Genomic DNA, 17,317 nt, shown 5'->3' on the forward strand with positions numbered 1-17,317 from the left:
GGGGGACCGTACCCCGGGGTGCCCGTCCGCCCGTGGGGCCCTCAGAAGCCGGCGAGGGGGTTCTTCAGGGTGCCGACCAGCTGGAGCGCGCCGGACGGGTCGGCGAGGTCCACCATCTGCCGGTTGTTCCGCAGCTGGAGCCGGTTCAGGCAGGACAGCGCGAACTCCGGGGCGAACATGTCGTACTGCCGGAACCGCTCGGCCAGTTCGGGGTGCGCCTCCTGGTACTCCCGGGTGACCTCGGCGACCGTGCGCCAGAAGCCGTCCTCCTCCAGGACGCCCTCGGCGGCCAGCTGGGCGGCGAGGAAGCGGAAGAAGCAGTCGAAGACGTCCGTGAAGATCGACAGCAGCTTCTTGTCCTCGGGGACCTCCACCCGGATCCGCGCCACCTCGGGGGGCAGCGCCGCGTCCGGGTCCATGACGGCGATCTCCTCGGCTATGTCCTTGTAGACCGCCCGCCGCACCGCCCCGTCCTTCAGCACCAGGACCGTGTTCTCGCCGTGCGGCATGAACACCAGGTCGTAGGCGTAGAAGCTGTGCAGCAGCGGGGTGTAGTAGGCCCGCAGGTACCGCCGCAGCCACTCCACCGGGGACAGGCCCGACCGCTCGATCAGCGCGCCCGCGAAGGAGGCGCCCTCGTGGTCGACGTGCAGCAGCGAGGCCATCGTCGCCAGGGACTCGCCCTCCTCCAGCGAGGGCACCGGGCTCTCCCGCCACAGCGCGGCCAGCATCTTGCGGTACGGCGAGTAGCGGTCGGTGGCCCGCTCGTACTCCAGGTGCCGGTAACCGACGGCCGCCCGCTCCCGGATGATCGACAGGCCGCTCGCCTTCAGCACCGGGTCGTCCTCGATCAGCCGGGCCAGCCAGTCGTTGATCGCCGGGGTGGCCTCCATGTAGGCGGCCGACAGACCCCGCATGAAGCCCATGTTGAGGACCGACAACGCCGTCTTCACGTAGTGCTTGTGCGGGGCACTGGTGTTGAAGAAGGTGCGGATCGACTGCTGGGCCAGGTACTCGTCGTCGCCCTCGCCGAGCGGCACCAGAAGGTTCCGGGCCACCTCGGCGGCGAAGGTGACGCTGAGCTTGTTCCACCACTGCCAGGGGTGGACCGGGATGAACAGGTAGTCGGCGGGGTCCAGGCCCCGGCCGGTGAGAACGGCCCGGAACCGTGCCACCGTCTCCTCGCCCAGCTCCTCGCGCAGGAACGGCTCGTACTCGATCCCGGCGCCGGCCGTGAACGCGGCCCGCGAGCGGTGCGCGGCCAGCCACACCAGCCGGACGGGACTCGCAGTCTCCGGCGCGTACGACAGGTACTCGTGGACGCCGAAGCCCAGCCGCCCGTTGTTCGCGACGAAACACGGGTGGCCTTCGGTCATCCCGGTCTCGATCGCCTGGAACCCGGCCCGCGTCAGCTCGGCGGAGGTCACCCGGGGCTTGGTGAGCTTGTAGCAGGTGCCCGACAGGGTGGAGGAGACCTCCTCCAGGTACACCGGCAGGATCTCGTCGCTCAGCCCCAGCGACTCCTTCAGCTCGATGAAGAAGTCCAGCGCGGCGAGCGGCAGTTCACTGCCGTCGCGGTGCCGGGTGACCGAGTCCGGGTCGATCTGCCAGTGGTCCAGGGCCCGGCGCACGGCGGCGAACCGGTAGCTGGTCAGCCCGTCGTCGCTGCGGACGACGTACCGGCCGCCGTCCTGCTCCTGCGGCGTGATCAGCCGCTCGTGCGCGAACTCGGCCAGTGCCTTGCGCACCAGCAGCCGGTTGGCCCTCGCCCACCGCTCGGGGGACAGATGGGCCACGGTGTCGGCGAGGGTCATGCGGTCACCGCCTTCTCGAACTGCTCGCGGGTGCAGAAGCTCAGCAGCGCCCGCTTCTCCGGCTTGTCGATCTCCCGCTCGGCCACGAACCCGACGGCCGCGTTCAGGGCGTGCACCGCCGTGTTGCGGACGTCCGGCTCGACCACGACCCGCTCCACCGCCGGGTCCTCGAACAGGTGCGCCATCACGGCGGTGAGCACGGCCCGGGTGAACCCGTGTTCCGGCCGGTCCGTGGCCGGCGTCAGGAAGTGCATCCCGACGTCCCCCGGCCGCGCCTCGTACAGCCCCACCAGCTCGCGGTGCGCGGGGTCGTACTTCTCCATCAGGAACACCGGCTCACCGTCGCGCAGCCCGAACAGCGCGTGATGGTGCTCGTCGGCCGCTATCTCCATGTAGGCCCGCTCGACGTCCTCCAGCCGCGCCTCCTGCATCATCCAGAAGGCGGCCTTGGGATGCGTGACCCAGGAATACAGCAGCTTGGCGTCGTCCAGGGGGTCTACGGGGCGGAACGTGAAGGTCATGCTGCGAACTCCTGGAAGGCGATGGACTTCTCGACCGGGTAGTACTCGGTGCCGAGGAGCTCTCGGATGATGTACGCGTTCCGGTACGCGCCCATGCCCAGGTCGGGGCTGGTGATGCTGTGGGTGTGGACGCCGGCGTTCTGCAGGAAGATCCCGCGGCCGGTGACGTCCACGCTGTAGTTGCGGGCCACGTCGAAGCGGCCGTGGCCGTCGAAGCGGAGGCGGTCGCGGATGGGGGCGAGGAAGGCCGGCGGGGTGTAGTGGTAGCCGGTGGCCAGGACCAGTCCCTCGGTGCGGATCTCGAAGTCCTTGCCCTGCTCGTCCTGGTGGAAGCCGAGGGTGTACGAGCCGTCCGCGTAGGACGCCGTGCGCAGCGTGGAGTTGGTCAGCAGCCGGGTGGGCACCCCGCGGTCGCCGCTCTCGACGTTCTTCTGGTACAGCAGGTCGAAGATGGAGTCGATCAGATCCGAGTTGATGCCCTTGAACAGGCCCTTCTGCTGCTTCTCCAGCCGGTAGCGGGTCTCCTCGGGCAGCGCCCGGAAGTAGTCGATGTAGTCCGGGGAGGTCATCTCCAGGGTCAGCTTGGTGTACTCGAGCGGGAAGAACCGCGGGGAGCGGGTGATCCAGTTGAGCCGGTAGCCGTGCGTGTCGATCTGCGAGAGCAGCTCGTAGTAGATCTCGGCCGCGCTCTGCCCGCTGCCGACGACGGTGATGGACTCCTTCCCCAGCAGCTCCGCCTTGCGGTGCATGTACTCGGAGGTGTGCAGGAAGTCCCCGCCGAGGTCCCGGCACGCCTCGGGGACGAAGGGGGCGGTTCCGGTGCCCAGCACCAGGTGCCGGGCGCGGTAGGTGTCCCCGGCCGCGGTGCGCACGGCGTACAGCTCACCGTCGTGGGAGACCTCGGTGACGGTGGTGCCGAAGCGGACGCTGCTCAGTTTCCCGGCGGCCCAGCGGCAGTAGTCGTCGTACTCGACGCGCAGCGGGTAGAAGTTCTCGCGGATGTAGAACGAGTACAGTCTGCCCTTCTCCTTCAGGTAGTTGAGGAAGGAGTACGGCGAGGTGGGGTCGGCCAGGGTGACCAGGTCCGACATGAACGGGGTCTGGAGGTGGGCGCCGTCCAGGAACATTCCGGCGTGCCACTCGAAGCCGGGCTTGGACTCCAGGAACACGCCGTGCAGTCCGTCGATCGGCTCGGTGAGGCAGGCGAGGCCGAGGTTGAAGGGGCCGAGCCCGATCCCCACGAAGTCGTAGGTCTCGGTCGGGCTGTCAGGACGCGCGGTCAAGGGACTCTCCCAGGTACTGCTCGGCATGGCCGGCGATCAGATCGAGGACGGCGGCGATGTCGTCCGCCTTGGTCTCGGGGTTGAGCAGGGTGAACTTCAGGTAGTGGCGGCCGGCCACCTTGGTGCCCGCGACCACGGCGTCACCGGAGGCGAACAGGGCCTTGCGGGCGTGGAGGTTGGCCCGGTCGATCTCGGCCGGGTCGGTGACGGCGGCCGGGATGTAGCGGAAGACCAGCGTGGACAGGGTGGGTTCGACCACGACGTCGTAGCGCGGGTCGGCGGCGAGCAGTTCCCAGCCCTGGTGGGCCAGGTCGCACACCTCGTCGAAGAGCTGCCCGATGCCGTCGGCGCCCATCGTGCGCAGGGTCAGCCACAGCTTGAGGGCGTCGAAGCGGCGGGTGGTCTGGAGGGACTTGTCCACCTGGTTGGGGATACGTTCCTGCACCATCCGGCGCGGGTTGAGGTACTCCGCGTGGTAGGTGGCGTGCCGCAGGGTGGCCGCGTCCCGGACCAGCACGGCGGAGGAACTGACCGGCTGGAAGAAGGACTTGTGGTAGTCGACGGTGACCGAGTCGGCGCGCTCGATGCCGTCGATGCGGTCCCGGTGCTTCAGGGAGGCGAGCAGCCCGCAGCCGTAGGCGGCGTCCACGTGCATCCACACGCCGTACTGGGCGCACAGCCCGGCGATCTCCGGCAGCGGGTCGATGGAGCCGAAGTCGGTGGTGCCGGCGGTGGCGACGACGGCCATGGGGACCAGGCCGTCGCGCACGCAGCGCTCCAGTTCGCGGGCGAGGGCGACCGTCTGCATGCGCTTGTCGTGGTCGACGGGGACGGTGACGACGGCGTCCGGGCCGAGCCCGAGCAGTTTCGCGGACTTCTTGACGCTGAAGTGGCCGGCCTCGGAGGCGAAGATCCGCAGTTTCGCGAGCGAGTCCCCCTCTTCCCACCCGGCCCGCCCCGGCTTGGCCTCCTCCCGCGCGAGCAGCAGCGCCTGGAGGTTGGACTGGGTGCCGCCGGAGGTGAAGACGCCGTCGGCGGCGGGGCCGAGGCCGATGCGGGCGGCCGTCCAGTCGATGAGCTTGCGCTCGATGAGGGTGCCGCCGGCCGACTGGTCCCAGGTGTCCAGCGAGGAGTTGACGGCGGAGAGCACGGCCTCGGCGAGCACCGCCGGGATGACCACCGGGCAGTTGAGGTGGGCCAGGTAGCGCGGGTGGTGGAAGTAGACCGCGTCCCGCAGGTAGACGTCCTCCAGTTCGTCCAGGACGGCGGTGGTGTCGCCCAGCGGACGGTCGAGGTCGATCGCGTCGATGGCGGGGGAGAGGGTGTCCACGGTGACGCCGGTGAACGGACGGTCGGTGGTGGCGAGTTTGGCCGCCACCCGCTCGACTCCTTCGGTCACGGAGCGGCGGTAGTGCTCCGCGGTGAGGCCATTGAGCAGGTGCGAGCGCATGTGGGGGTCCTCCGGGGGGACGATCCGTGCGGGGATGAGCTTAGGTTAGCCTAACCTAAGTTTCACGGGTGGAGGCGTGCCTCTCCCAAGACCGGAACAAGCCAAAGGGGGAGGGCTTCGGGGCCTACTCGCCCGTCGCGCGGAGCTGTTCCTCCGTCAGCCCCTGGCGCCAGTAGCCGACGAACGTCACGCGCCGCCGGTCCACCCCGCGTTCGCCGACGAAGTGCCGCCGCAACGCCTTGACCTGGCCGGACTCCCCGGCGAGCCACACATACGGCCGCTCGGCGCCCGGCAGCGGGGCGGCCCGTACGGCGTCGACGGCCATGGGGGACCCGTCGTGCCGTACGAGCCAGGTGATCTCCGCGTCCGCCTCCGTGCGCACGTCCTGCATGTCACCGGCGTGCGGCACCTCCAGCCAGGCCCGCACCCGGGTGCCGGCGGGCAGGGCTTCGAGGATCGAGGTCGCGGCGGGCACGGCCGTCTCGTCGCCGCACAGCACGACGAGGTCGGTGTCCGCGGGCGGGCGGAAGCGGATGGCCCGGTTGTCGGCGACGGCCGGGCCGAGCAGCAGCACCCGGTCGCCGGCGGCGGCCCGGGCGGCCCAGCGGGAGGCGGGCCCGGCCGGGGTGGCGGCGCCCGGCTCGACGCCGTGCAGCGCGAAGTCGATGTCGATCTCGTCGGGGTCGCGGCGCAGCGCCCGCAGCGTGTACGAGCGCATCACGGCCCGTACGTCGTCCGGCAGTTCCCGCCAGCCCTGCCACCAGCCGTCGCCCAGCTCCAGCGGGACCGCGGGCTCGCTCTGCCCGGGGTGCGGAAGGAACAGCGACAGGGACTGGTCGTGCCCGTCGGAGTGGAAGGCGTGCAGGTCGGAACCGGTGAAGGTGACCCGGACCAGGGACGGGCCGAGCCGCCTCGTCCGTACGACCTGGAGGGAGAAGAAACGGAACGGGGCGGCTACGGCCGTCGTCATGTGTGGCTCCTGAGGGTGGTGTTCAGGGCTTTGTGGGCGGGCTGGACCGTCGTCAGCTGACCTTCTTGGCCTTCTCCAGGGCCTCGGCCAAGTGGGTGAGCAGCGGTACGCACTTGTCGTACGAGAGGATCGGCTCGGGGGAGCGGGGGATGACCTGGCCCGCCTTCACCGCGGGCAGCTTCTTCCAGGTGGCCTTGGTGATGTCGGCGGGCTGGATGGCCGAGGAGCGGTCGTCCATCATGATGATGTCGGCGTCGTACTTGTCGACGTTCTCCCAGCTCAGCGACTCGTACCAGCCGCCGCCCTGCTTCTTGGCGCTCTCCGGGGGCTCCACGAAGTTCACGCCGAGGGACTTGAAGTACTCCAGGTCGATGGAGAGGTTGCTGCCGGAGACGTAGAACAGCTGGTCGCTGGCGCTGCCGGCCATCACCTTGAGGTCCGGCTTGGCCTTGGCGGCGGCGCGCAGCCGGGCGGCGGCGTCCTCGAACCGCTTCTTGGCGTCCGTGACCTTGGCGGCCTTCATGTCCGCGCCGAGCGAGGCGGCGAGGTCCCACATGCGCTGGAGCGGCTGGGTGAGCTGACGGTCGTAGACGGAGATGCCGACGCTGGGGGCCAGCTGGCCGATCTTCTTCTTCGACTCCTCGGGGACGTACCAGAGGGTGCCGGAGCCGTCGAACATCGTCGTGATGAGTACGTCCGGGGCGAGGGAGGCGTACTTCTCGATGTTGAACTGGCCCCAGGTGTTGCCCAGGATCGTCACCTTGCTGATGTCCATGTCGCCGGCCTGGACGTCGGGCTTGCCGGCGGTGGTCTTCGTCGGGCCGAAGACGCCCTTGACCTGGATGCCGTAGTCGTACAGCGCGGCGCCGACGCCGGTGAACGCGACGATGTTCGCGGGGACCTTGTCCAGCTTCACGGTCGTGCCGCGGTCGTCCTTGAACGACCAGGGGCCGGACTTGCCCGTGCCCGTGCTCCCGCCGGAGCCACCGTCTTTGCCCTTGTCGTCCCCGCAGGCGGCGAGCGCGGCACCGAGACCGAGGGCGCCGCCCGCGGCGAGCAGTCCGCGGCGGGTGAGGTGGGTGGCACGGGCATGGGACATGGGTATGACTGCTTTCGACCGGGGCGGAGCGCCCGCCGGACAGGTTCGAAGGTAGGTTAGCCTAACCTCAGCTGATGTCCAGGGGGTGGGTTGGCGCGCACCATGTCGAGGTGGCGTCAGTCCCGTCACGTGGGACGCCTTCACCTCTTCTCTCAAGTGACCGTGGGGCCGCTCGTTTCTGGGTGAGTGTCGTGCTTCCACGGTCCGCCTCAAGGGCGCTGCGCGTCGCCTTCGGCGATGGGCCTGCGGCCCACCCTTGACACGGCCCGCTCCAGCACGGGGCAGAAGCGAGCGAGCGGCCCGGAAGGACAGTGGCCCAGCCCGGCACCGGACCACCGGGCAAGCTGACCGGGCACCGTAGGGCGGGGGACGCACCCGCGCCTCGCCTGCACGCCGGGTCGGCTCAGCGTCTTGTGGGGCGGTAGGTGGTACGCGGTCGCGCCTCGCCTGCACGCCGGGTGGGTCAAGCGGCTTGCGGCCCGTCGGAGGGCCCGGGCTGTCCGAGCCCTCCGGGTGAGAGGGCGAGGGGGAGGGGGGCTAGTTATGGACAAGCATCCCAAAACAACCCCACCCCTCTACCGGGCTCACCGCCGGCCCACGATGCGAACGCAGCCGACGGCAGGGGCCGAGATACTTCAGTCGGCCACTTTCCGCGGCCCCGCGGCAACTGGCAACCCGGGCCCAGCCCAACCCACGCAACTCACGTGAGCGGTGTCTCCTCAGCCCATCAGCCCCGGAAGCCGACGGACACCCTGCTTGCGAGAAGCAGCGCCAAGGGGCCGCCCTGCAAGAGGAAACGGCCCTCGCCGACGGCCCTGAGCGCGTCGTCCATCGTCCACCACATGAGCTCGAAGTCCGCTTCCCACGGCATGAGTTGCTGAGGGCCGCAGGAGAGTTGTGCGGCCTGGAAGAGGTGGACCTGGGCGGTGGAGTCGAGCGTCATGGCCTACGAACCGAGGTGCCGACAGGACCGCGCGGTGATGCCCGTCTCTTCGAGGGGTTCGCGGCAGGCGCACTGTTCCGGCGTCTCACCCGCCTCGGCCTTGCCTCGGGGCAGGAACAGGAACTCGCCCCCGTGCCGGGGAACTCCGCGGTCAGGACGGCGACCTGACCGTGATCGTCACGGGTGACGATCACGGAGGCCTCGGGTCTCGTGTCATCGCCGTGGGCTTGGACCATGCCTGGTGAACGTACTGGCCGAGGGCCGCTGTCTGCGCCTGCTCGGCCTGAGGGGCCCGCTCACCGTGCCGTGAGGGGCTCGTCGGGCAGGTCCAGGCGTCGTCGGAAGGCGTCGCGACCCCGGTCCGTCAGTCGTACGACACGGGAGTCCTCGGCGGGCACGAGCCTGGACTCCTGGACCGCGTGGGGGAACACGGCCGCGGCGACCGCGCCGGGCCGGACTCCCAGTTCAGGAAGCCCTGTCCGGTCTTCACGTCGGTGGTCGCCACGGACAGGGAACCGCCGGGATGGCCGGAGCTGTCGGCAGACCATGCTTCGGCGTGCACCGAAACGTTCCGCCCCTAGCGTCTTGGTCCATGACGACTGACACCCACCGAGTGGTCCGGCCGAGCATCCTGTACTTCGGCACGCCCGTGGTCCTGCTGAGCACCGAGAACGACGACGGCACGTTCAACCTCGCCCCGATCTCCTCCGCCTGGGCGCTGGGGCAGCACATCGTCCTGGGGGTGGGCAGCGAGAGCCAGACCGCGCGCAACCTCGCGGCGCGCGCCGAGCTGGTGATCAACGTCGCCTCGCCGGAGCTGTGGGAGCGGGTGGAGCGCCTCGCACCGCTCACCGGGGCGAACCCGGTGCCCGAGAGCAAGCGCGCGGCGTACCGGTACGAGCCCGACAAGTTCGCCGCCTCCGGGCTCACCCCGGACGCTTCCCACCTCGTGAAGCCGCCGCGGGTCGCCGAGTGCGCGCTGCAGTTCGAGGCACGGGCCCGGGCGCTGACGCCGGGCGGAGCGGGTCTCTTCCTCAGCGTCGAGTGCGAGGTGCTGCGCGTCCACGCCGACGAACGCATCGTCGTGCCGGGCACCCAGCACATCGACCCCGCTCTCTGGAGCCCGCTCATCTACAACTTCCGCCACTACCACGGCCTGGCACCGGAGGTGGGGTACGGCTTCCGCTCGGAAACGGTGCGCGCGGCGGCTTGTGGCGCATGAGGACGGAACGCGGCGTGGTGTCCGGGGAACCGCCGAGCCGGCCGCTCCCCGGACAGCCGTAACCCCGCGCGAGCGGCGTCGCCTCAGCCCACCAGGCCCAGTTCCCGGGCGATCAGCATCCGCTGGACCTCGCTCGTGCCCTCGCCGATCTCCAGGATCTTGGAGTCGCGCCACATGCGGGCCACCGGGTACTCGTTCATGAAGCCGTAGCCGCCGTGGATCTGGGTGGCGTCGCGGGCGTTGTCCACGGCGACCGTGGAGGAGTGGAGCTTGGCGAGGGCGGCCTCCTTCTTGAAGGGTTCGCCCGCGACCAGGCGGGAAGCCGCGTCGCGCCAGGCCAGGCGGGCCGTGTGGGCCTTCATCTCCATGTCGGCGATCTTGAACTGGATGGCCTGGTTGGCGCCGATCGGGCGGCCGAAGGCGTGACGTTCCTTCGCGTACTTCACCGACTCGTCCACGCAGCCCTGGGCCAGGCCCGTGGCCAGCGCGGCGATGGCGATGCGGCCCTCGTCCAGGATGCGCAGGAACTGGGCGTAGCCACGGCCCTGTTCGCCCAGCAGGTTGGCCGCGGGGACACGGACGTCGGCGAACGACAGCTCGCGGGTGTCGGAGGCGTTCCAGCCGACCTTCGAGTAGGGCGCCGCCACCGTGAAGCCCGGGGTGCCGGACGGCACGATGATGGCGGAGATCTCCGGGCGGCCGTCCGGCTTGCGGCCGGTGACCGCGGTGACGGTGACCAGGCCCGTGATGTCCGTACCGGAGTTGGTGATGAAGCACTTGGTGCCGTTGATCACCCACTCGTCCGTGTCCGGGTCCAGCCGGGCCGTCGTACGGGTCGCCCCGGCGTCGCTGCCGCCGTCCGGTTCCGTCAGCCCGAACGCGCCCAGGATCTCGCCCGAGCACAGGCGGGGCAGCCACTCCCGCTTCTGCTCCTCCGTGCCGAACAGGTGCAGCGGCATCGCGCCCAGCGAGACACCCGCCTCCAGCGTGATCGCCACCGACGAGTCCACCCGGGCCAGTTCCTCGAGGGCGAGGCCCAGCGCCAGGTAGTCGCCGCCCATGCCGCCGTACTCCTCCGGGAACGGCAGCCCGAACAGGCCCATGCGGCCCATCTCGCGGACGATCTCGTAGGGGAACTCGTGCCGCTCGTAGAAGTCGCCGATCTTCGGCGCCACCACGTCGTGCGCGAACTCCTCCACCGTGCGGCGGAGTTCCTCCAGCTCGGGGCTGAGACGGTGGTCCATGCTGATCACTGGTCCTTGTGGGAGAGAGCGCGGACGGTACGGGACGGGCTGGGCCGGCCCAGCTGTTCGGCCATCCACACGCTGGTGGCGGTCAGACGGCCGAGGTCGACCCCCGTCTCGATGCCGAGACCGTGCAGCATCCAGACGAGGTCCTCGGTGGCGAGGTTGCCGGTGGCGGACTTGGCGTACGGGCAGCCGCCGAGCCCCCCGGCGGAGGCGTCCACGGTGGTGACGCCGTGCTGGAGGGCGGCCAGGGTGTTGGCGAGCGCCTGCCCGTACGTGTCGTGGAAGTGGACGCCGATCGCGTCGGTCGGCACGCCCCGTTCGTTCAGCAGGGCGAGCAGGGCGCGGACCTGGCCCGGGGTGGCCACTCCGATGGTGTCGCCGAGGCTCAGTTCGTCGCAGCCCATGTCGCGCAGCGCCCCGCACACCCGCGCCACCTGGGCGAGCGGCACCGGGCCCTCCCACGGGTCGCCGAAGCACATGGACACATAGCCGCGCACCCGCACGCCCGCGTCCTTCGCGTGCCGCACCACCGGCTCGAACACCGCGAGGGACTCCTCCAGCGTCCGGTTGAGGTTGGCCTTGGCGAAGGACTCGGTGGCGCTCGCGAACACCGCGACGTACTCGGCACCGAGAGCCAGCGCCCGGTCCAGGCCGCGCTGGTTGGGCACCAGCACCGGAAGGGCCGCGTCCAGGCCGGCGACCCGGGGGAACAGTTCCTCCGCGTCGGCCAGTTGGGGCACCCACTTGGGGTGCACGAAGCTCGTCGCCTCGATGGTGGTCAGGCCCGCGCCGGCCAGCCGGCGGATGAACTCGGCCTTCACCGCCGTCGGTACGGCCGTCTTCTCGTTCTGCAGCCCGTCGCGCGCGCCCACCTCGTGAATGCGCACGCGCGCGGGCAGTCCCTCGGCCGGTACGGCCATGGGCAGTCCCGGGGCGCTCATCCGGCCGCCTCCTCGTGCGGGGCGATGACGGCCAGCACCTGGTCCATGGCGACCGTGCTGCCCGGGGTCACGTCCAGCTCGGCGACCGTGCCGGCGTGCGGGGCGGAGATGACGTGCTCCATCTTCATCGCCTCCACCACCAGCAGGCTCTGGCCCGCGGTCACCTCGTCGCCGACGGCCACCTTGACCACCGTCACCGTGCCCGGCATGGGGGCGGTGAGGGAGTCGGCGCCCGCGTGGGCCGCGCGGTTCAGGGACGCGGCGACCGGGTCGTGGTCGCGCACCTGCCAGGCGTCGCCGTCCCGGCCGAGCCAGTCCCCGGCGCGGCGGAAGGTGTGCCGGACGCCGTCCAGGGTGACGCTCACCCGGTCGCCGGTGACGGTGTGGGCGCCGCGGGGGGTGTAGGCCACGGGCTCGTGCACCCGCAGGTGGAAGACGGGCGGCTTCGGGGTGCCGCCCAGCCGCCAGCCGTCCGGCACCGAGAACGGGTCGGTCCAGCCCTCCGCGCGTGGCTTCAGCGCCTCCAGCCGGACGGCCGCCGCCGCCTCGTACACCTCCTCGGGCACCTCGGCGGGGACCAGGTCGTCCACCACCCGCTCCACCAGCCCGGTGTCCAGGTCACCGGAGACCACGGCCGGATGGGCCAGCAGCCGGCGCAGGAACCCGGCGTTGGTCTGCACGCCCAGCGTGACCGTGCGGTCCAGAGCCGCCCGGAGCCTGCGCAGGGCGGTCGCGCGGTCGGGGCCGTAGGCGATGACCTTGGACAGCATCGGGTCGTACAGGCTGCCCACCTCGGTGCCCTCGCTGAGCCCGGAGTCGGTGCGCACCCCGTCGCCCTCGGGTTCGTCCAGCAGCAGGACCGTGCCGCCGGAGGGGAGGAAGCCGCGCGCGGGGTCCTCGGCGCAGATCCGGGCCTCCACCGCGTGCCCGGTGAGCGTGACGCCGGACTGGCCGAAGGGCAGCGGTTCGCCGGCCGCCACCCGCAGCTGCCACTCCACCAGATCCAGGCCGGTCACCAGCTCGGTGACCGGGTGCTCCACCTGGAGACGGGTGTTCATCTCCATGAAGTAGTACTGCGTCGGGTCCGCGCCCGGCACGATGAACTCCACCGTGCCCGCGCCCCGGTACCCGCACGAGCGGGCCGCCTGCACGGCCGCCTCGCCCATCGCGGCCCGGGTCGCCTCGTCCAGGAGCACGCTCGGCGCCTCCTCGACGATCTTCTGGTGGCGCCGCTGGAGGGAGCACTCGCGCTCGCCGAGGTGCACCACGTTGCCGTGGCCGTCGGCCAGCACCTGGATCTCGATGTGCCGGGGCCGGTCGATCCACCGCTCCACCAGCAGCGTGTCGTCACCGAAGGAGGCGCGGGCCTCGCGGCGGGCGGCGGCGATCTCCTCGTCCAGCACGGCCAGGTCCCGCACCAGGCGCATGCCCTTGCCGCCGCCGCCGGCCGACGGCTTCAGCAGCACGGGCGCGCCCAGGGAGCGGGCCGCCTCGGCCAGCTCGGGGTCGCGTCCGCCGGGCACCACCGGCACCCCGGCCGCCTGGACCGTCTCCTTGGCCCGGATCTTGTCGCCCATCAGCGCGATCGCGTCCGCGGGCGGGCCGATGAACACCAGCCCCGCCTCCTCGCACGCCCGCGCGAACGCCGCGTTCTCGGCGAGGAAGCCGTACCCGGGGTGGACGGCCTGGGCGCCGGTGCGGGCGGCGGCCTCCAGCAGCCGCTCCACCGACAGATAGCTCTCGGCGGCCGGCGCCGGGCCGATCCGGACCGCCGTGTCGGCCTCCCGTACGTGCCGCGCGTCGGCGTCGGCGTCGGAGAAGACCGCCACCGAGCGCACGCCCAGGGCGCGCAGCGTACGGATCACGCGTACGGCGATCTCGCCCCGGTTGGCCACCAGCACTGTGTCGAACACGGTTCCCCTCCTCACATCCGGAAGACGCCGAACTGGGGGTCTCCCAGAGGCGCGTTGGCGCAGGCCGTCAGGGCCAGACCGAGGACCTGGCGGGTGTCCAGCGGGTCGATCACGCCGTCGTCCCAGAGCCGGGCGGTGGCGTAGTAGGCGTTGCCCTGGCGCTCGTACTGGGCGCGGATCGGCGCCTTGAACGCCTCTTCCTCCTCGGCGGGCCACTCCTCGCCGCGGCCCTCCAGCTGGTCCCGCTTGACGGTCGCCAGCACGGACGCGGCCTGCTCGCCGCCCATCACGGAGATCTTGGCGTTGGGCCACATCCACAGGAAGCGGGGGGAGTAGGCCCGGCCGCACATCGAGTAGTTGCCCGCGCCGTAGGAACCGCCGACCACCACCGTCAGCTTGGGCACGCGGGTGCAGGCCACCGCCGTGACCATCTTGGCGCCGTGCTTGGCGATGCCCCCCGCCTCGTAGTCCTTGCCCACCATGAAGCCGGAGATGTTCTGGAGGAACACCAGCGGGATGCCGCGCTGGTCGCACAGCTCGATGAAGTGGGCGCCCTTCTGGGCGGACTCGGCGAACAGGATGCCGTTGTTGGCGACGATCCCCACCGGGTGGCCGTGGATCCGCGCGAACCCGGTGACCAGGGTCTGCCCGAACTCGGCCTTGAACTCGGCGAACCGGGAACCGTCGACCACGCGCGCGATGATCTCCCGGACGTCGTAGGGGGTACGGGAGTCCACCGGGACGGCGCCGTACAGCCCGTGAGGGTCGACCTTGGGCTCGACGGACGGCCGGACCTCCCACGGCAGCGACCGCCGGGCCGGGAGCGTGGCCACGATGTCCCGGACGATCCTGAGCGCGTGCGCGTCGTCCTCGGCGAGGTGGTCGGTGACACCGGAGACCCGGGAGTGCACCTCGCCGCCGCCCAGTTCCTCGGCGGTGACGACCTCGCCGGTGGCCGCCTTCACCAGCGGCGGCCCGCCGAGGAAGATCGTGCCCTGGTTCCGCACGATCACGGCCTCGTCGCTCATCGCCGGGACGTACGCCCCGCCCGCCGTGCAGGAGCCCATGACGGCCGCGATCTGCGGGATGCCGGCGCCGGACATCCGGGCCTGGTTGTAGAAGATCCGGCCGAAGTGGTCCCGGTCGGGGAACACCTCGTCCTGCATCGGCAGGAAGGCTCCGCCGGAGTCGACCAGATAGACGCACGGCAGCCGGTTGTCCAGGGCCACCTCCTGGGCGCGCAGGTGCTTCTTGACCGTCATCGGGTAGTACGTGCCGCCCTTGACCGTGGCGTCGTTCGCCACGATCACGCACTCGCGGCCGCTGACCCGCCCGATGCCGGCGATCACCCCGGCGGCCGGGGCCTGCCCGTCGTACAGCCCGTCGGCCGCGAGCGGCGCCAGCTCCAGGAAGGGCGAGCCCGGGTCGAGCAGCGTGTCCACCCTGTCCCTCGGCAGCAGTTTGCCGCGCGCGGTGTGCCGCGCCCGGGCCTTCTCACCGCCGCCGAGGGCCGCCGCGGCCAGCTTGGCGCGCAGCTCCTCCACGAGTGCGAGATGGGCCTCCTCGTTGGCCCGCCAGCCCTGTGACGCGGGATCGGCCGCGCTGTGAAGCTCCGGTGCCTCCTGCATCCTGCGGTCCCCTCACCGGTGTCCGAACGTGTTAATGAGCGTTAACCATTTCCTTCAGGTTAACGACCGCTAACCCCGCTGTCTAGAATTGACGGCATGGCCAGCAGAACCGACGCCCCGACCCGCCGCGAGCAGATCCTCAAGGAGGCCGCCCGGCTGTTCGCCGACCGCGGCTTCCACGGCGTCGGTGTCGACGAGATAGGCGCCGCGGTCGGCATCAGCGGCCCCGGCCTGTACCGGCACTTCCCGGGCAAGGACGCGATGCTCGCCGAGCTGCTGGTCGGCATCAGCGGACAGCTGCTGACCGGTGCCCGGCGCCGGCTGGCGGAGGCCGACGGGACCCCCGCGACCCGCGTCCTGGACTCCCTGATCGAGGGGCACATCGACTTCGCCCTGGACGACCGCCCGCTGATCACCCTGCACGACCGCGAGCTGGACCGGCTGCGCGACAGCGACCGCAAGCTGGTGCGCCAGCTCCAGCGGCAGTACGTGGAGCTGTGGGTGCAGGTGGTCCGCGAGGTCTACCCGGACCTGACCGAACCGGCCGCCCGCTCGGCCGTGCACTCCGTCTTCGGCCTGCTCAACTCCACCCCCCACCTCGGCCGCGCCGGCACCCTCCCCGGCCGGGGCACGACGGCGGACCTCCTGCACCGGATGGCGCGGGGGGCGTTCGAGGCGGCGGGAGTGGCGTAGCCGTAGGGCTTGTTCTCCCGGTGCGCGCTGTGGCGTGACCGGTCTGTCAGGACCCCGTGTCCGGAGGGCCGTACTCCGTCAGGACACGTGCCCGGTGGGCCGGCCCGTCTGCCGGGGCCACGCCCCGGGGACCGGCTCGGCCGCCGCGATCCCGCCCCTCGGAGCGAACCGGCCGTCGGGGCGAACCGGCCGTCGGGGTCCGTGGGGATGTCGTGCGCGGTGGGCCGGCGGGTGTCCGGGTCTCTTTTCGGGGCGCCGCGCGTGGGTCTGGTCGCGCCGGCGCGGAACGCGTGACGAGTATTACGGCCGAACCCCTCTGGACGGAGTTCCGTACTCGCCGGTACGGTGAGTGAGCAAGCGCTTAGACATGGCCGAAGTCATGCCGAGGTACGTGGAGGTGGCGGCGTGCGCCGTACGGTGTTCAACGAGGATCACGAGGCGTTCCGGGAGACCATCCGCGCCTTCATCGAGGCCGAGGTCGTCCCGGTCTACGACGAGTGGTTCGCCGCCGGCCAGGCGCCGCGCGACTTCTACTACAAGCTCGGCGATCTGGGCGTCTTCGGCATCAGCGTGCCCGAGGAGTTCGGCGGCGCGGGCCTGGAGACCCACAAGTTCGAGGCCGTCCTCTACGAGGAGACCGCGCGCGCGGGCGTCCAGTTCGGCGGTTCCGGCGTGCACGTGCTGCTCGCCCTGCCGTACATCAAGATGCTCGCCACCGAGGACCAGAAGAAGCGCTACCTGCCGAAGTTCGTCACCGGCGAGGAGATGTGGGCCATCGCGATGACGGAGCCGGGCACCGGCTCCGACCTCGCGGGCATGAAGACCACCGCCAAGCTGAGCGAGGACGGCACCCACTACGTCCTCAACGGCGCCAAGACCTTCATCACCGGCGGCGTCCACGCCGACAAGGTGATCGTCTGCGCCCGCACCTCCGCGCCCACCGCCGAGGACCGCCGCCACGGCATCTCCCTGTTCGCCGTGGACACCAAGTCCGAGGGCTACTCCATCGGCCGCAAGCTGGACAAGCTGGGCCTGCGCACCTCCGACACCGCCGAACTGGCCTTCGTGGACGTCAAGGTGCCCGTCGAGGACCTGCTCGGCGAGGAGAACAAGGGCTTCTACTACCTCGGCCACAACCTGGCCTCCGAGCGCTGGGGCATCGCCTTCGGCGCCTACGCCCAGGCCAAGGCCGCCGTCCGGTTCGCCAAGCAGTACGTGCAGGACCGCACCGTCTTCGGCAAGCCGGTCGCGCACTTCCAGAACACCAAGTTCGAGCTGGCCGCCTGCCAGGCCGAGGTGGACGCCGCCGAGGCCGTCGCCGACCGCGCGCTGGAGGCGCTGGACGCCGGCGAGCTGACCCCCGCCGAGGCCGCCTCCGCCAAGCTGTTCTGCACCGAGGTCGCGCACCGCGTCATCGACCGCTGCCTCCAGCTGCACGGCGGCTACGGCTACATGAACGAGTACCCGATCGCCCGCCTGTACGCGGACAACCGCGTCAACCGCATCTACGGCGGCACCAGCGAGATCATGAAGACGATCATCGCCAAGGACATGGGTCTCTGAGGACCCCGGGTCCCCGGGCGGTATACC

At 71.0% G+C, this 17,317-nt stretch carries 15 protein-coding genes; 3 read left to right on the forward strand and 12 right to left on the reverse strand.

Features of this window, described 5'->3' with window-relative positions; genetic code table 11:
• Window positions 1–41: 41 nt before the first annotated feature.
• From AB0E62_RS05810 to AB0E62_RS05845, 8 genes are all read right to left on the reverse strand, one after another.
• Window positions 42–1,814, reverse strand: coding sequence for an IucA/IucC family siderophore biosynthesis protein (locus tag AB0E62_RS05810; RefSeq protein ID WP_362188601.1), 1,773 nt, complete (start codon window positions 1,812–1,814; stop codon window positions 42–44).
• Window positions 1,811–2,335 (reverse strand): GNAT family N-acetyltransferase, encoded by a 525-nt coding sequence (locus AB0E62_RS05815; RefSeq protein ID WP_362188604.1) that lies wholly within the window; start codon window positions 2,333–2,335, stop codon window positions 1,811–1,813. Before AB0E62_RS05815 ends, AB0E62_RS05810 begins: the two co-directional genes overlap by 4 nt.
• The gene (locus tag AB0E62_RS05820; RefSeq protein WP_362188607.1) at window positions 2,332–3,618 is read right to left on the reverse strand and encodes a lysine N(6)-hydroxylase/L-ornithine N(5)-oxygenase family protein; all 1,287 of its coding nucleotides are present in this window, start codon (window positions 3,616–3,618) and stop codon (window positions 2,332–2,334) included. Before AB0E62_RS05820 ends, AB0E62_RS05815 begins: the two co-directional genes overlap by 4 nt.
• A complete protein-coding gene (desA, locus tag AB0E62_RS05825) occupies window positions 3,602–5,068 on the reverse strand; it encodes a lysine decarboxylase DesA (protein WP_362188610.1) in 1,467 nt (488 codons plus the stop codon). Before desA ends, AB0E62_RS05820 begins: the two co-directional genes overlap by 17 nt.
• Window positions 5,069–5,192: 124 nt before the next feature.
• Complete coding sequence (locus AB0E62_RS05830; RefSeq protein WP_362188612.1) at window positions 5,193–6,038, reverse strand: siderophore-interacting protein; 846 nt, start codon at window positions 6,036–6,038, stop codon at window positions 5,193–5,195.
• Window positions 6,039–6,090: 52 nt separating this feature from the next.
• The gene (locus AB0E62_RS05835) at window positions 6,091–7,137 is read right to left on the reverse strand and encodes an ABC transporter substrate-binding protein (RefSeq protein ID WP_362188615.1); all 1,047 of its coding nucleotides are present in this window, start codon (window positions 7,135–7,137) and stop codon (window positions 6,091–6,093) included.
• A 727-nt stretch (window positions 7,138–7,864) separates the two neighbouring features.
• Window positions 7,865–8,080 (reverse strand): hypothetical protein, encoded by a 216-nt coding sequence (locus AB0E62_RS05840; RefSeq protein ID WP_362188618.1) that lies wholly within the window; start codon window positions 8,078–8,080, stop codon window positions 7,865–7,867.
• Window positions 8,081–8,083: 3 nt separating this feature from the next.
• Window positions 8,084–8,200 (reverse strand): NUDIX domain-containing protein, encoded by a 117-nt coding sequence (locus AB0E62_RS05845; protein WP_362189168.1) that lies wholly within the window; start codon window positions 8,198–8,200, stop codon window positions 8,084–8,086.
• Between the two features lie 472 nt (window positions 8,201–8,672).
• Between AB0E62_RS05845 and AB0E62_RS05850 the strand changes: the two genes are divergently transcribed.
• Window positions 8,673–9,302, forward strand: a complete 630-nt coding sequence (locus AB0E62_RS05850; protein ID WP_362188621.1) for a flavin reductase family protein — start codon at window positions 8,673–8,675, stop codon at window positions 9,300–9,302.
• A gap of 83 nt (window positions 9,303–9,385) precedes the next feature.
• Here AB0E62_RS05850 and AB0E62_RS05855 read toward each other — a convergent pair whose 3' ends face one another.
• The 4 genes from AB0E62_RS05855 to AB0E62_RS05870 are packed head-to-tail and all read right to left on the reverse strand — an operon-like array spanning window position 9,386 to window position 15,034.
• Entirely contained in the window at window positions 9,386–10,546 is a 1,161-nt protein-coding gene (locus tag AB0E62_RS05855) for an acyl-CoA dehydrogenase family protein (protein ID WP_362188624.1), read from the reverse strand.
• Window positions 10,547–10,551: 5 nt separating this feature from the next.
• Window positions 10,552–11,493 (reverse strand): hydroxymethylglutaryl-CoA lyase, encoded by a 942-nt coding sequence (locus tag AB0E62_RS05860; protein ID WP_362188627.1) that lies wholly within the window; start codon window positions 11,491–11,493, stop codon window positions 10,552–10,554.
• On the reverse strand, window positions 11,490–13,406 hold the full coding sequence (locus AB0E62_RS05865; RefSeq protein WP_362188630.1) for an acetyl/propionyl/methylcrotonyl-CoA carboxylase subunit alpha: 1,917 nt from the start codon (window positions 13,404–13,406) through the stop codon (window positions 11,490–11,492). Before AB0E62_RS05865 ends, AB0E62_RS05860 begins: the two co-directional genes overlap by 4 nt.
• An 11-nt stretch (window positions 13,407–13,417) precedes the next feature.
• Window positions 13,418–15,034 (reverse strand): carboxyl transferase domain-containing protein, encoded by a 1,617-nt coding sequence (locus AB0E62_RS05870; RefSeq protein WP_362188633.1) that lies wholly within the window; start codon window positions 15,032–15,034, stop codon window positions 13,418–13,420.
• 96 nt (window positions 15,035–15,130) lie between these two features.
• On the opposite strand from AB0E62_RS05870, the gene AB0E62_RS05875 reads away from it, so the two are divergent.
• Both AB0E62_RS05875 and AB0E62_RS05880 read left to right on the forward strand, forming a co-directional pair.
• Window positions 15,131–15,727 carry a TetR/AcrR family transcriptional regulator gene (locus AB0E62_RS05875; protein ID WP_362188635.1) on the forward strand — a complete coding sequence of 199 codons (597 nt, stop codon included), beginning with the start codon at window positions 15,131–15,133 and terminating at the stop codon, window positions 15,725–15,727.
• Between the two features lie 405 nt (window positions 15,728–16,132).
• Window positions 16,133–17,290 carry an acyl-CoA dehydrogenase family protein gene (locus AB0E62_RS05880; RefSeq protein ID WP_362188638.1) on the forward strand — a complete coding sequence of 386 codons (1,158 nt, stop codon included), beginning with the start codon at window positions 16,133–16,135 and terminating at the stop codon, window positions 17,288–17,290.
• Window positions 17,291–17,317 lie beyond the last annotated feature (27 nt).

It is taken from the genome of Streptomyces sp. NPDC038707, assembly GCF_040636485.1.
In the GTDB taxonomy this organism is placed as follows: Bacteria; Actinomycetota; Actinomycetes; order Streptomycetales; family Streptomycetaceae; genus Streptomyces.